The organism is Streptomyces sp. NPDC096311 (genome assembly GCF_044763085.1).
In the GTDB taxonomy this organism is placed as follows: Bacteria; Actinomycetota; Actinomycetes; order Streptomycetales; family Streptomycetaceae; genus Streptomyces.
On sequence record NZ_JBIWFN010000001.1, the window covers coordinates 906,963 to 920,372 of the forward strand.

The following is a 13,410-nucleotide window of genomic DNA, read 5'->3' on the forward strand; positions in this document are numbered from 1 at the left end:
GGTCGCGCGCGCCCACACGAGACCCTGAGGAGCCCGCATGGGCGTCTATGACTTCGATGTCGCCACCGCCGACGGCACCACCCGCAGCCTCGGTGACTACTCCGGCAATGCCCTGCTGATCGTCAACGTTGCCAGCAAGTGCGGACTGACCCCCCAGTACGAGGGACTCCAGTCTCTTTACCGTGAGTTCGGGCAGCGCGGGCTGGAGATCCTTGGCTTCCCCTGCAACCAGTTCGGCGGCCAGGAGCCCGGCACCGACGAGGAGATCCAGGACTTCTGCTCCACCAAGTTCGACGTCACCTTCCCGGTGTTCGGAAAGGTCGATGTCAATGGTGCGGACGCCGCGCCGCTGTTCACTTACCTGCGAGGTCAGGCGCGCGGAGACTTCGGTCCGGACAACGGCTTCCTGTTCGAGCACATCAAGAAGATCCGGCCCGAGGCGATCGGCACCGATGAGGTCAAGTGGAACTTCACGAAGTTCCTGGTCGCCAAGGACGGCACGGTGCTGCGCCGTTATGAGCCCACGGTCACACCCGAAGAGATCCGTTCGGACCTCGACGAACTCCTCGGCTGACCCATGTCCGACTCCGAACGTATCGCCGCCACCCGCCGGATCGCCGCCTCGGCGAGCACGATCTTCGACCTCGTCACCGACCCCAACGGGCATGTGCACATCGACGGATCCGGCATGCTCGTGGCGGCCCGCAACGCCGGTCGCCTGCGGAACGTGGGGGACACCTTCGAGATGGACATGGACCGGGAACCGCTGGGGGATCTCCCCATGGGCAAGTACCGGGTGCAGAACACCGTGACCCGCATCGCGCCGGACGCGCAGCTCGAATGGGCGGTCGGGCGGGTGGGTGAACCGCCCTTCGGCCATGTGTACGGCTACCTTCTGCATGCCGTCGGTGAGCGGGAGACGGAGGTGACCTCCTACTGCGACTGGAGTGGAATGTCGGCGGAGATCAAGGAAGCGATGAGCTGGCCCGTGGTGCCGGTCGACGCGCTCGTCAACTCCCTGGAGAACCTCGATCACATCGTGGCGGAGAGGAACAACTGAGCGCGGCGAGTCCGTTTCCCGATCGGTGAGCATGTCTCTTGGTCACTCGTCGCCGTCGGCACGGCCTTCGCCATCGGCGACGGAAGGCACCAGAACACGGAAGGTCGCCCCCTGTCCGGGCGCCGTCGTCAGTTGCACCCGCCCGCCGTGCGCGGTGACCAGGGACTGGACGATGGCGAGCCCGAGGCCGGCACCGCCACCGGCCGAGCGGGAACGTGAGCTGTCGGCACGGTAGAACCGCTCGAAGACCCGTCGGGCCTGTTGGGTGTCCAGGCCCGCGCCCTCGTCGGCGACCTCCAGCACGGCATGGCCGTCGACCGTACCGACGCCGATCCGTACGGGGGTTCCGGCGGGGGTATGGGTGACGGCGTTCCCCACCAGGTTGGTGACCACCTGACGCAGCCGCGCCTCGTCGGCCAGGGCCGCCGCCGAGGAGGGTGGCGTACCGCCGCCCGGGCCGGTGAGTTCGACCGGGCGGGAGGGGTCCAGGGCCCTGATGTCGTGCAGGGCGTCGACGGCGAGGGTGCGCAGGTCCGTAGGGGCGAGATGGATCGGGAGCCTGCCGTTGTTCCCCGCCCCCGGCACGCTCTCGTCGAGCCGGGCCAGCAGCAGCATGTCCTCGACCAGCCGGGTCAGCCGCTCGGCCTCCCCGGAGATGCGCCGCATGGTCCGGTCGATGTCCTCCCGGTCGGGGAGGGCGCCCATGCGGTACAGGTCGGTGAAGCCCTTGATCCCGACGAGCGGCGTGCGCAGTTCATGGCTCGCGTCGGCGACGAAGCGCCGCATGGTGGCCTCGGACTCGGCCCGGGCGGCGAAGGCCGTCTCGATCTGTACGAGCATTCCGTTGAGAACCGCGGCCAGCCGTCCCACCTCGGTGCTGGGCGCGGCCAGTTCGGGTACCCGGCGCGACAGGTCCCCGCCGGCGATCGCGGACGCGGTCTCCTCGATCCGCAGCAGCGGACGCAGCCCGGAGCGGACGGCGAACCAGCCGACCAGGGCGAGGACGGCCAGCAGGCCCGCTCCGACCCCGGCGGAGATGGTCCCCAACCTGCCCACCGTCGCATCGACCTCGCTCAGGGAGGTGGCCACGACGACCGTGGTGGCGGACGAGTCCGAGGAGTCGTCCAACTGTCTCGCGGTCTCGGTCAGCGGTTCGGCGATCACCCGCCATCGTTCGTTGCCGTCCTGGCCGCTGACGGTGAAGGGGCGGGCGCCGTGGCCGGCCACCGCGGCGCCATCGAGATCGGGCAGCCGCGGAGCGGCTCCCCTCAATGTTCCGTCGTGGCGCAACTCCCCGACCGTCCGGCCGTCGGAGTCGACGTAGCTCACCAGGGGGCTGTTGAACAGGGCGAGCCCCGTGGCGGAGGCCGCGTTCTTCTGATCAGCCTGTACGGATGTCAGGGCCAGGGAGACCGGTGCGTGCGAGAGGAGCGTGGCGGCCGGGCGGAGCTGGTCGTCCACCTGCTCGTTGAGATAGCCGCGCAGCAGGCTGTTCACCGTGACGGCCGCGGTGAGCAGGCCGACCGCGAGCAGACCGACGGTGAGTAGGACCAGACGGGTCCGCAGGGACATCCTGCTCGCCCGGCCGCGGAGTCGGCCGCCGCTCACGGCTTGGGCCCGCGCAGGACGTAGCCGACGCCGTGGACGGTATGGATGAGCTTGGGTTCCGTGGTGTCCAACTTCCGGCGCAGATAGCTGATGTAGGTGTCCACGATGCTGGGGTCGCCCCCGAAGTCGTAGTTCCAGACGTCGTCCAGGATCTGCGTCTTGGAGAGCACACGCCCGACGTTCAGCAACAGGAAGTGCAGCAGCCGGAACTCGGTGGGGGACAGTCGCACCGGCCGTCGGCCCCGGGTCACCTGATGGCCATCGGGGTCCAGTTCCACATCCCCCACGGTCAGCACAACGGGGACGCTGCCGCCGGTACGGCGCAGGACCGCCTGGATACGGGCGATCAGTACCTGGAGATCGAAGGGTTTGGTGACGTAGTCGTCCCCACCGAGCCGCAGGCCGTTGAGGATGTCCTCCGTGGTGTCCAGGGCGGTGAGGAAGAGCACCGGGACATGCCGGCCGCGGGTGCCCGTCGTGGGGAGGGGTAGGTCGCGCAGCCGCCGCAGCACACTGAAGCCGTCCATGTCGGGCAGCATCACGTCGAGCAGGACCAGATCGGGCGGATCCTCCTCAGCGGCGGCCAGCGCCTGCTCCCCGGTGGCGGCCGTCGTCACGGTGAAGCCGGCGTGCCGCAGGGCCGCGGGCAGCAGTTCCCGGACGATCGGTTCGTCGTCGACCACCAGTAGCGATCCGGTGTTCAGGGACGACGCCGGGGCGGCCTTCCGCTCAGTCCGTTCCATGATGTCCTCTCCCGGTGGTGCGGTGGTGCGGTGGTGCGGTGGTGCGGTGGTGCGGTGGTGCGATGGTGCGGTGCTGCCGTCGGTCCGGAACTCACTTGGCACTCTGTGAGGAGGATACGTAATGTGAGGGATCCCTCCGGTTGACGAAGGCGCGTGCGCGGACGGACCGATAGGCGTCGTGCGTGAGGCTGCCGGCGAATCCGGCCACCGCGCCGGCGAGCAGCCCCATGACCAGGGCGAGCCCGGCGTTGCCCGCTAGGTGCGCGCCGAGATTCATCATCGACATGCCCATGATGGATATGGCCGCGCTGCCGGAAATCTTGCCGGCGAGGACGGCCAGGAGCAGCAGGGCCGACCACACTCCGGCGAGCCGGATCGCGTGCGTCGACGCCCGGCGGTAGCGGCTCTCCAGGGGGGTGCCGTCGCGCTTGACGCGCAGGGGGGTGCGGGAGGCGGTCAGTGCACCGCAGAGCACCAGGCCCGCGACGACGAAGAGCGGGAGTCCTACCTGCAACGCCGGGCCGGCTTCGCCCAGGCTCGCCAGGCTCAACGTCCGGTCCTTCGGGGTGCCGAGACCGCCCGCCCCGCCGAGGCCACCACCCGCTCCGCCCATGCCACCGAGCATCCCGAGCATGCCTCCCATGCCACCGGCCGGGGAACCGGTCTGTGTCGCGAACGACCACGGCACGCCGACAGCGACCGACACGACCGCGAGCAGCAGGTTCGGCAACGCGAGCAGCACGATCCCGGCCGCCATCAAGCCCTTGTCGCCGGCAAGCGCCAGGGAACCGAACGTGCCGAGCGTGAACAGCACCGCCAGCAGAGACAGGGCGACCGTGGTGGTGGCCGAAGCGGCCGGTCCGGCCATCGTTCGAGGCCTGCCCGTCATGACGGCCGTCGGAAGGTTCGCCCGCCGGGCGATCAGCAGACCGAGTCCCAGCACGACGAGCAGCCAGGCCAGTCCGCCGAGGAGCGTCGACCCCGTGTCGATCCGAAAGCCGATATCGGTCAGGCCGCCTCCCAGCCCGCCCCCGGAGCCGCCGCCCATGCCGCCGAACAGGTCACCTAGACCGCTGCCGAGGCCGCCCTCCGCGTCACCCGCCCCGCCGAAGAGGCCGCCGAGTCCGCCCGACGCGCCCGCGCCGGAACCGCCCGGCGTCAGCCGGTCGGTGACCGACTCCGGCAGTCTCAGGGCTTCCCGAGCCCAGTGTGCGCATGCGAGGAGCGAGAGGAAGCAGGCGCCCGCCGCGACCAGGGCCCGGGCGGCGAGCGGGCCCGCGGCGACGCGACGGCGGCGCAGGGGGCGGAAGAAGGCGAATCCGAAGGCCACGGCACCGACCAGGGTCACGCCCAGCGGCACGGCGCGGACGCTCCCCTCGATGCCCAGTGACAGGAAACCGCCGCCGGCTCCGCCGGACAGCTCGGCCGAGCCGCCCACGGCCAGACACACCGTGGCCGCGGCCGCCGAGCCCAATGAGGTCGTGGACGGTGCGTCCACGAAGTACAGGCCGAGCACGGCCACCGTGAACATCGCCGCGAAGGCGGCGAGAACGGCTGCCAAAGCCTCCACGGCGTTGCGGCGGGGCGTGACGTCGGGGATGCGAGCCGAACCGTCCGGCCGGAGCGGCGGCCGGGACGGGGATGAGTGGGGAGAGCGCTTGAGCGCGGGGACGGGGGTGTGCGTCATAGGCGCAGAGCATGCTGCGTGCGAACGACCCTTTTCTGAGGGGTTCTGGGAGAACTCTGTGAGTCAGAGCTCGCTGCGGGGCCCGCGGTGCCGAAAGCCCGCGAATCGGGTCGGCTCGGCGGTCGTTCTCCCAGGAGACTCTTCGGCTGCCGTGTGCCGCACGCTGTCCTGACAGGGCTCGAACTGCTTGAGTTGCAGGGCCTGTTCATCACACCGGCCGTCGGAGACCGATGCGCCGATGAGGCTGTCAGCCGCGCGGCCGGACGAGCCCGGTGTCGTAGGCGATGATGACGGCCTGGATACGGTCACGGGCCCCGACCTTGGACAGGACACGGCCGACGTGCTTCTTCACGGTGGACTCGGCCAGCCCGAGCCGTTCGGAGATTTCCATGTTGGTCCAGCCCTCCCCGATGGCCACGAGGACCTCGCGTTCGCGTTCACTGAGTTCGCGCAGCTGGGGGTGATCGTCCCCGGTCGGTGGCCCGGACCGGCCGAGCAGGTGGGCGTGGGCGTCGAGGAGCCGGCGGGTCAGCCTCGGTGACACGACGGCGTCCCCCGCGGCGACGGCACGGATGGCGGCCAGCAGTTCGTCGGGCAGCGCGTCCTTGAGGAGAAACCCGCTGGCGCCGGCCCGCAGTGCCGCGAACGCGTACTCGTCGAGATCGAAGGTGGTCAGCACGAGGATCCGCGAGCGACCACCGGTGGCGACGATCCGGCGGGTGGCCTCGATTCCGTCCATCCCCGGCATCCGTACGTCCATGAGCACCACATCGGGCCTCAGCGAGGCGGTGAGGCGCACCGCCTCGGAGCCGTGGGACGCCTCCCCGATCACCTCGATGCCGGGCTTGTTCTCCAGCAGCATCGCGAAACCCATGCGCTGGAGCGGCTGGTCGTCCGCGATGAGAACCGTCGTCACCGGGGAACGCTCCTGAGACCGTCGGGGGAGGCGGGCGGAAGGGGGGCTCCTGCCTCGTTGAGGACCGCGGTGGTCACCCACCCCCCACGCGCGCCCGGTCCTGATGTCAGTGATCCTCTGTAGAGCCCGGTTCGCTCCCGCATCCCGACGATTCCATGTCCGTCGCCCTGCCGTAGCCCTGCGGGCTGTATCGCGGGCGTCCTTCCGGGGGCGGGGCCGGTGTCGGTGACGGTGACCCGGACCTGGTCGTCTCCGAACTCGACGGCGACGTTGATGGACGTCCCGGGGCCGGCGTGCTTGAGGCTGTTGGTCAAGGCCTCCTGGACGATGCGGTACACGGTCAGTTGCACGCCGTCGGCAATGCCCCCGAGATCGCCCGACGTGCGGAACGAGACGTCGGCGCCAGCGGCTCGGACGCGTTCCATCAACGGCTCCAGATCGCCGATCCCGGGCTGTGGTTCGAGCTGTGGCTCCTCCGACGACTCACGCAGCACACCCAGGACTCTGCGCAGTTCTGTGAGTGCCTGCCGTCCGGTGCCCGCGATGATGCGCATCGCTTCCGCGCTGCGCTCGGGACGGGTGACGACCAGGTTCTCGGCACCGTCGGCCAGGCTGATGATGACGGCGAGGTTGTGTCCGACGATATCGTGCATCTCCCGGGCCACACGGGAGCGTTCGGCCGCCGCGATCAGACGGGCGCGTTGCTCCTGCTCGACCTGCAACCGTGCCGCCCGGTCCTCCAGGGCTGCCAGGTGCGCCCGCCTGATACGCAGCGTCAGCCCGATCGCCGCGGCGGCGGTGGCCGTACCGAGGACGAGGAACGCGGCCACCCATGGGTTATAGACACCGGACCGGAAGATCATGGCGATCAGCCCGGTGGCGGCGAGGCCCGCCGCCACCGGAAGGTGCCTCAACCTCCCGTGCAGCGCGAGGCTGTAGAGCGCGATCAGCAGGCTGACATCTGTCCTCAGCCAGACCGACAAGGACCAGTGCGCCAGACAGACCGCCGCGATCACGGCGAACGTCAGGGACGGCGACCGGCGGCGCCACCACAGCGGGACCGCCAGCGCCAGCTGCCACAGCAGCAGCGTCGCCAGCGGGACGTCGGCCGGGTGTACCCCGAACATCGCGGACCCGGACGGGTCGACGAGGAGGTCTGGCAGCCCCATGAGCAGGACGAGCAGCACCAACCCCGTGTCCAGGACCCATGGCCGTCGGCGGTCGGCCGCCTGCCGCCGGTGCTGGGCCTGGACCAGACGGCTCAACACGGGCTGTCCACCGCGCTCCTGGCCCTTCCCGCCGTCGATGCCCCCGCCCGGTGCGGACCCGTCGGACGGGACGGCTCCGGGCGGGGGCGGGCTCATGTCGTCCCGCAATGCAGACCTCATTTCCAGGGGGTCATGAGCAGTCCTTCGAGGAATGGGGTCCGTTACGCGTCCTTGCGGACCAGACGCACGGCGGCCCCGGCGAGGGCGGCCAGCGTCCACCCGGCCAGTACCGCGAAGCCGGCACCCGGGCTGAGCTGGTCCGAGTGCTGGACCAGGCTCATCATGGCATTGCCCGCATTGCTCGGCAGATACGGAGTGATGTGGTTCTCCCAGGAGTCGGGCAGCAGCAGGGTGAGGCCGGGAATGACCAGCATCGCCGCGACGAGTACGGCGATACCGCCCGCGACCGAGCGCAGCACCGAGCCCAGCGCCACGCCGAGCACGCCCACGAGCGCCAGATAGACGGCTCCGCCCGCGAGGCTGCGCAGTACGCCGGCGTGGGAGAGCGACAGCTCCATCGAGGTGCCGGTCAGTTGAGTCATGCCCAGCAGGAAGGCGACGACCACCGCGACGGCGGAGAGCACGAAGGCGATCGCCCCGTAGTTCAGCGCCTTCGCCCAGAGCACTGGCAGCCTGCGCGGCACGGCGGCCAGGGTGGCCCGGATCATCCCGGTGCTGTATTCGCCGGCGCTCACCAGGACGCCTAGGACACCGATGGCCAGTTGGGCCAGAGTCGCTCCCGCGAGCGCCAGCCCGACCCCGTCGGTCGGCTGCTGTGAGCGGGGCCCGGGGGCGTTCGCCGCGGTGGCCGGATCGTAGACGGCCGTGGCGATGAATCCGAACGCGATCAGGATGACCATCGCGACCGACAGGGTGATCCAACTGGACCTGAGCGTCCAGAACTTCATCCACTCCGAGTGCAGGACACGCGGTCCCGTCACCCGGTAGCCGGGATGCGGACGCTCCGTGGTGGACCGCGCCGTGGTCGAGATGTCCGAGACCGTCATGCTGCCCTCCCGGCAGGCTGGAGAGCGTGCGTGGTGTACTCGGCCTCGTCGCGGGTGAGTTCCATGAACGCCTGCTCCAAAGAGACCGCGAGCGGGGTGAGTTCGAACAGGGTCAGTCCGTGCTCGGCGGCGGTCCGGCCGATCCGCCGGGCGTCGGTTCCGCTCACCCGCAGCTCCTCGGAGCCGACCTCGCCGGTGATCTCGACACCCGGCCCGGCCAGCAGGTCCCGCAGTCGTGACGGTTCGTCGGTCACGACCTTCACCCCCGAGCCGTCGGCATCGCGGATGAACGCCTCCACCGTGGTGTCGGCCAGCAGACGGCCGCGGCCCACGATCACCAGGTTCTGGGCGGTGAGCGCCATCTCGCTCATCAGATGGGAGGACACCAGGACCGTACGGCCCTCGGCGGCGAGCCCGGTGAGCAGGTTGCGCACCCAGAGAACACCTTCCGGGTCCAGGCCGTTGACCGGCTCGTCCAGCATCACGACCTCGGGATTGCCCAGCAGGGCGGCCGCGATGCCCAGACGCTGCCCCATGCCCAGGGAGAAGGCGCCCGCCCGCTTGCCGGCGACGCTCTGCAGACCGACGAGTTCCAGCACCTCGTCCACGCGGCGCGGCGGAATGCCATGGGTGCAGGCGAGCACGCGCAGATGGTTGCGGGCGGAACGGCCCGGATGAATCGCCTTGGCCTCCAGCAGCGCGCCGATCTCGTGCAGCGGGGCGGAGTGCGCGGAGTACGCCTTCCCGTTGACGGTGACGGACCCGGAGGTGGGCGCGTCCAGCCCGACGATCATGCGCATCGTCGTCGACTTGCCGGCGCCGTTCGGCCCGAGGAATCCGGTGACCGTGCCGGGCTTCACGGTGAAGTCGAGCCCGTCCACCGCCACTTTGTCGCCGTAACGCTTCGTCAGTTGCCGTACTTCGATCATCGCTGCGCCTTTCATGGGGCATGTGTCTCAACAGCTCGCTCCAGCAACGCTAGGTAGCGGCCGGAGCCGGTTGATGGACCCGCAGGAGGTATCGAGGCGCGTGCGGTGATACCTGGGTACACCAGGGGCTCGTCCCGTGGGTGTACCGCACCACGGACCGTGGGGCGGTGTGGGGCGAGCGCGGTCACATGAGCGCGCGTCCGGGGCGCTGATCTTGCGAGGGGCCGACGTCGCTGTTCCGGAGTGGCACCGCGTTCCGGAGCGGAACCGCCCAGACAAAGACAGCTCGGCGGCGCGATCGCACGCGGGGCCCACGGTGATACCTGCCCATCACGGTCCGGCCACCCCGGCGGGGTAAGCGGAGGGGTCTCTCATCTTTACTGCTACGATCGGCAAATATGAGGTATGCCTCGACTTGATGTGAGGGCATGCCCGCGACGATCGGAGCGCGCGGACGTGAGTCCCTTTTCTGCGGATCGTGACGCCTTCCCGATCCGCCCGGAACAACGCTGACTCCCCGCACTCGCGCCCGTCCGTCGACCGGCACGAGCCGGATGCCACCAGGCAGCAGCGGATTTCAACCGATGACCAGAGAACAAGAGAGGTGGACTCCCATGCCCAGGGCTTATGTGTTCACGGAATACGGTGGTCCCGAGAACCAGGCGTTCCTTGAGGTGCCCAAGCCTTCGGCGGGCCCCGGCCAGTTGCTCGTCGCCGTGCGGGCCGCAGGAGTCAATCCGGTGGACTGGAAGACCCGGGTCGGCTACCTGCGTCAGTGGAAGGAGACTCCGCTGCCCGCGGTCATGGGCTCGGAGGTCGCCGGTGTGGTGGAGGAGGTCGGCGTCGGGGTCGAGGGCTTCGAGATCGGCGACGCGGTCTTCGGCACGCCGGTCACGGGCGGCTTCGCCGAATACACGCTGGTCCCGGCGGCGACCGCGGCGCACAAGCCCGAGAGCGTCTCGTTCGCCAAGGCGGCGGCTCTGCCGGTCGCGGCCGCCACTGCTTACGACGGAGTGCGGCAGGCGGGACTGGGGGCCGGCGCCACTCTGCTGGTCACCGGTGTCGGCGGTGGTGTGGGTGTCGCCGTCGCCCAGATTGCCGGCGCCCGTGGTATCCGGGTTGTCGGTACCGCGAGCCCGGCGAAGGAGGGATTCGTCGCGTCACTCGGAGTGGTCCATGTCGCCTACGGCGACGGGGTTGCCGAACGGTTGCGGAAGGCCGCTCCCGATGGGGTGGACGCGGTACTGGATCTGGTCGGCGGTACGGCTCTGGAAGATGCTGTCGTCCTGCTCAAGGAAGGCGGCCCGTTGATCACCGCCGCCGACCCGGCCACGGCGGCCAAGCACGGTGGAGTCATGATCGAGCGTACGGCGACCGCGGATACCCTGACCGAGGTGGCCGGTCTCGTCGCGGAGGGAAACCTCGATCCGCTGATCGTCGACACCTATCCGCTTGCCGCCGCCGCCGACGCGCTGGCGCTGGTCGAGGCCGGTCACGCGCGCGGAAAGGTGATCATCGAGATCTCCTGACCCCGGGCTTTCGCCGTGGGGAGCACGGCGGAGTGCGTCGTTCTCCCCTTCGCGCGGATGCCGGGAGGCTTACACGAGCGCGGGTCGGCGCTCTGTACGGGCGTGCCGGGGGTCCGGGTGGTTGAGCCGAGCGGGGCACCGCCCCCGGGACCCGCTTCCGGCGGCACGACCTCTGCTGTCGCCCGATGCGGAGACGGATTCGCCGAAGCGCCGGTTGCCGCGCACGATCGGGGTGCGGCCGAGAGCGTCCGACCGTACGGTCTTCGGCTGCCGACGGTGTGGTCAGCAGCGCCCGAAGAACTCACGCAGCAACGAGTCGCGCAGCTCTTCGAGTTCGGAGACGGGGACTCCGGACAAATTCCACCACAGCGCCAGTTGGCCGTGCAGGCTGGTCCACAGCAGTTTTGCGACTTGGTCGCAACGGGCCGCGTCGGCGCCGACGGCGACGGTCAGATAGGGAGTGACGGCGGCGCGCCAGGCTTCGAGAACCTGGTGCATGGGGTGATGGGCGAGTTCGGTCGAGGGCGGGAGCGAGGGAGCGATTCGGAAGAGCAGGTCGTACCGGCGGGGCTCATCCGTGGCGAAGCGGCAGTACGCGTCGACGGAGGTGCGCAGACCCACCCAGGGGTCACTCGCAGGAGCCGACCGTTGTGCCGAGCGGATAATTTCGGCCAGCGAGGCATAGACATCATCCAGCAATGTCCACATCAGTTCCGCTTTGTCCCTGAAGTGTTTGTAGATGGCTGGTGCGGTCACTCCCGCCCCACGGGCGATGGCGCGTAGGGAGATCTCGTCCGGACTGCCCGCCTCGTCCAGGAGACGAGCCGCCGCGTCCAGGATTTCCTGGCGCAGTCGCTGGCCCTCGCCCCAGCGATTCGGCACGCGGCTCCGCTGCGGTTCCACATCGGCGTGTTCAGCACTGCTCATGACTGCCTATTCTCCTTGGTCGCCAGGGGACCGTACCCGCCCCCGGCCTGACCGTCGTGGCCTATGACTTTCGCAGTCGTCGCCCCTGTTCGAACCCTGCTCTCCTCGGTACCATCCATCCGGAGTGGTTAACAGTGTTCACCAAGTTGGTGAAGGACGATCACCAACTGCATTCCCCCGCATAGACGGAGGCCATGGCTATGACCAACACCCACGACGAGAAGGCCCTCGAATTCCCGCTGACGAGGTCGTGCCCCTTCGATCCGCCGCCGGAGTATGCCGAGCTGCGATCGAATCGCCCGGTCGCGCCGGCGAGGCTCTTTGGCCACGACGCCTGGCTGGTCGCCAGGTACGACGATGTGCGCCAGGCCCTTTCCGATCACAGATTGAGTGCCGACGTCGGCCGTCCCGACTACCCGAAGTCCCCGACCCGCACGACAGCTCTCCGGGATTCGGGAATGCCTTCCTTCCTGCGCATGGACCCGCCCGTTCACGACGATCTGCGCCGTCTGGTGACGCGCGACTTCACGATCAAGCGGGTCGAGGCGCTGCGGGCGAGGATCCAGGACGTGGTACACGGTCTGATCGACGACATGCTGGCGGGTCCCAAGCCGGCCGACCTGGTGCAGGCTCTTGCCCTGCCCATGCCCGCGACGGTGATCTGCTGGCTGTTGGGCGTCCCGTATGACGACCACGCGTTCTTTCAGGACCGCACCACCTACCTCTTCCGGCATGGTGTCGCCGACGACGTCCGGAATGGGAAGATCGCCGAGCTGAGCGACTACCTTTACGCCCTGGTCGACGGGAGGAACGCCGACCCGGACCTCGACCCGGAGGCCGACATCATCAGCCGCCTGGTGGTCGAGCAACTGCGCACCGGGCAGATGGATCGCAAGGGCGTGCAGGGCATCGCCTTCCTGATGCTGGTCGCCGGTCACGAGACCACCGGCAATATGGCCGCCCTCGGTACACTCGCGCTGCTCCAGCACCCGGAGCAGTTCAAGGCGCTCGGCGACGATCCCTCTCTCGCGCCGATGGCGGTGGAAGAACTGCTGCGCTATCTGACCATCCTCAACGAGCCGGACTGGCGGGTTGCCAAGGAGGACACGGTCATCGGCGGCCAGTTGATCAAGGCCGGCGAGGCGGTGGTCCCGCTGACGTTCTCCGCGAACCGGGACGAGGGTCACTACGACGACCCGAACAGCCTTGACATCCGGCGCGGCGCTCGTGACCACCTCGCTTTCGGCTATGGCATCCACCAGTGCCTCGGCCAGCCGCTGGCCCGGGTCGAGCTCCAGGTCTTCTACGCCACGCTGGCCCGCCGCGTCCCGACGCTGAAGCTCGCCGTGCCGCTGGAAGAAGTGCCCTTCAAAACGGACGCCCTCATCTACGGCGTCCACGCGCTGCCGGTCACCTGGTGACCGGTCCTCCCGACGGACGAGCGCAGGCGTGATTCCCAGCGAGGCGGACGGAGGCGACCGCCGCGGCATCGGCGGGGCGTTCCCGGCCGGGGGCCATCGGTTGTGCGGTGGCGTCGCGCCTCGGGGAAACCCGCCGGACTGTCGCCAGGTCTCGTCGGCGGTGTTGCCGGGATCAGGGAGAGTATCGGCGTCACGAGTTCGCTACATGAGTCGGGGCCCTGGTCTCCCATGCGCTCCGGGGTCGCCACGCTCCTGACCCGTTCGGTCGTCGGCCACACCTTGAGAGCTCCCAGGTGTCGTGCATCGGGCGGACGC

At 69.4% G+C, this 13,410-nt stretch carries 12 protein-coding genes; 4 read left to right on the forward strand and 8 right to left on the reverse strand.

The features are described 5' to 3' along the window. The first annotated feature begins 37 nt into the window (after positions 1-37). Together ACIRA5_RS04030 and ACIRA5_RS04035 are read left to right on the forward strand one after the other, a co-directional pair. The gene (locus ACIRA5_RS04030; protein WP_403686955.1) at positions 38-574 is read left to right on the forward strand and encodes a glutathione peroxidase; all 537 of its coding nucleotides are present in this window, start codon (positions 38-40) and stop codon (positions 572-574) included. A 3-nt stretch (positions 575-577) separates the two neighbouring features. Further along, positions 578-1,060 (forward strand): polyketide cyclase, encoded by a 483-nt coding sequence (locus ACIRA5_RS04035; RefSeq protein WP_403686958.1) that lies wholly within the window; start codon positions 578-580, stop codon positions 1,058-1,060. A gap of 42 nt (positions 1,061-1,102) precedes the next feature. Here the strand turns inward: ACIRA5_RS04035 and ACIRA5_RS04040 are convergent, their stop codons facing one another. The 7 genes from ACIRA5_RS04040 to ACIRA5_RS04070 form a co-directional block, all read right to left on the reverse strand. Next, positions 1,103-2,632, reverse strand: coding sequence for an ATP-binding protein (locus ACIRA5_RS04040; RefSeq protein WP_403686960.1), 1,530 nt, complete (start codon positions 2,630-2,632; stop codon positions 1,103-1,105). A gap of 32 nt (positions 2,633-2,664) precedes the next feature. After that, a complete protein-coding gene (locus tag ACIRA5_RS04045) occupies positions 2,665-3,411 on the reverse strand; it encodes a response regulator transcription factor (protein ID WP_403686962.1) in 747 nt (248 codons plus the stop codon). A gap of 91 nt (positions 3,412-3,502) precedes the next feature. Continuing rightward, positions 3,503-5,098 (reverse strand): streptophobe family protein, encoded by a 1,596-nt coding sequence (locus ACIRA5_RS04050; protein ID WP_403686964.1) that lies wholly within the window; start codon positions 5,096-5,098, stop codon positions 3,503-3,505. A gap of 247 nt (positions 5,099-5,345) precedes the next feature. After that, positions 5,346-6,014 (reverse strand): response regulator, encoded by a 669-nt coding sequence (locus ACIRA5_RS04055; protein ID WP_403686965.1) that lies wholly within the window; start codon positions 6,012-6,014, stop codon positions 5,346-5,348. Continuing rightward, positions 6,011-7,402 (reverse strand): sensor histidine kinase, encoded by a 1,392-nt coding sequence (locus ACIRA5_RS04060; protein ID WP_403686968.1) that lies wholly within the window; start codon positions 7,400-7,402, stop codon positions 6,011-6,013. The genes ACIRA5_RS04055 and ACIRA5_RS04060 overlap by 4 nt, the downstream gene beginning before the upstream one ends. 41 nt (positions 7,403-7,443) lie before the next feature. Further along, positions 7,444-8,289: an ABC transporter permease gene (locus ACIRA5_RS04065; RefSeq protein WP_403686969.1), complete on the reverse strand. Its 846-nt coding sequence runs from the start codon at positions 8,287-8,289 to the stop codon at positions 7,444-7,446. Further along, positions 8,286-9,218, reverse strand: a complete 933-nt coding sequence (locus ACIRA5_RS04070) for an ABC transporter ATP-binding protein (RefSeq protein WP_403686971.1) — start codon at positions 9,216-9,218, stop codon at positions 8,286-8,288. The genes ACIRA5_RS04065 and ACIRA5_RS04070 overlap by 4 nt, the downstream gene beginning before the upstream one ends. A 614-nt stretch (positions 9,219-9,832) precedes the next feature. Between ACIRA5_RS04070 and ACIRA5_RS04075 the strand changes: the two genes are divergently transcribed. Continuing rightward, positions 9,833-10,747 (forward strand): NADP-dependent oxidoreductase, encoded by a 915-nt coding sequence (locus ACIRA5_RS04075; RefSeq protein ID WP_403686973.1) that lies wholly within the window; start codon positions 9,833-9,835, stop codon positions 10,745-10,747. A 282-nt stretch (positions 10,748-11,029) separates the two neighbouring features. Here the strand turns inward: ACIRA5_RS04075 and ACIRA5_RS04080 are convergent, their stop codons facing one another. After that, positions 11,030-11,674 carry a TetR/AcrR family transcriptional regulator gene (locus ACIRA5_RS04080; protein WP_403686974.1) on the reverse strand — a complete coding sequence of 215 codons (645 nt, stop codon included), beginning with the start codon at positions 11,672-11,674 and terminating at the stop codon, positions 11,030-11,032. Positions 11,675-12,132: 458 nt separating this feature from the next. On the opposite strand from ACIRA5_RS04080, the gene ACIRA5_RS04085 reads away from it, so the two are divergent. Beyond that, positions 12,133-13,095, forward strand: a complete 963-nt coding sequence (locus ACIRA5_RS04085; RefSeq protein ID WP_403686976.1) for a cytochrome P450 — start codon at positions 12,133-12,135, stop codon at positions 13,093-13,095. The last annotated feature ends 315 nt before the right edge of the window (positions 13,096-13,410 follow it).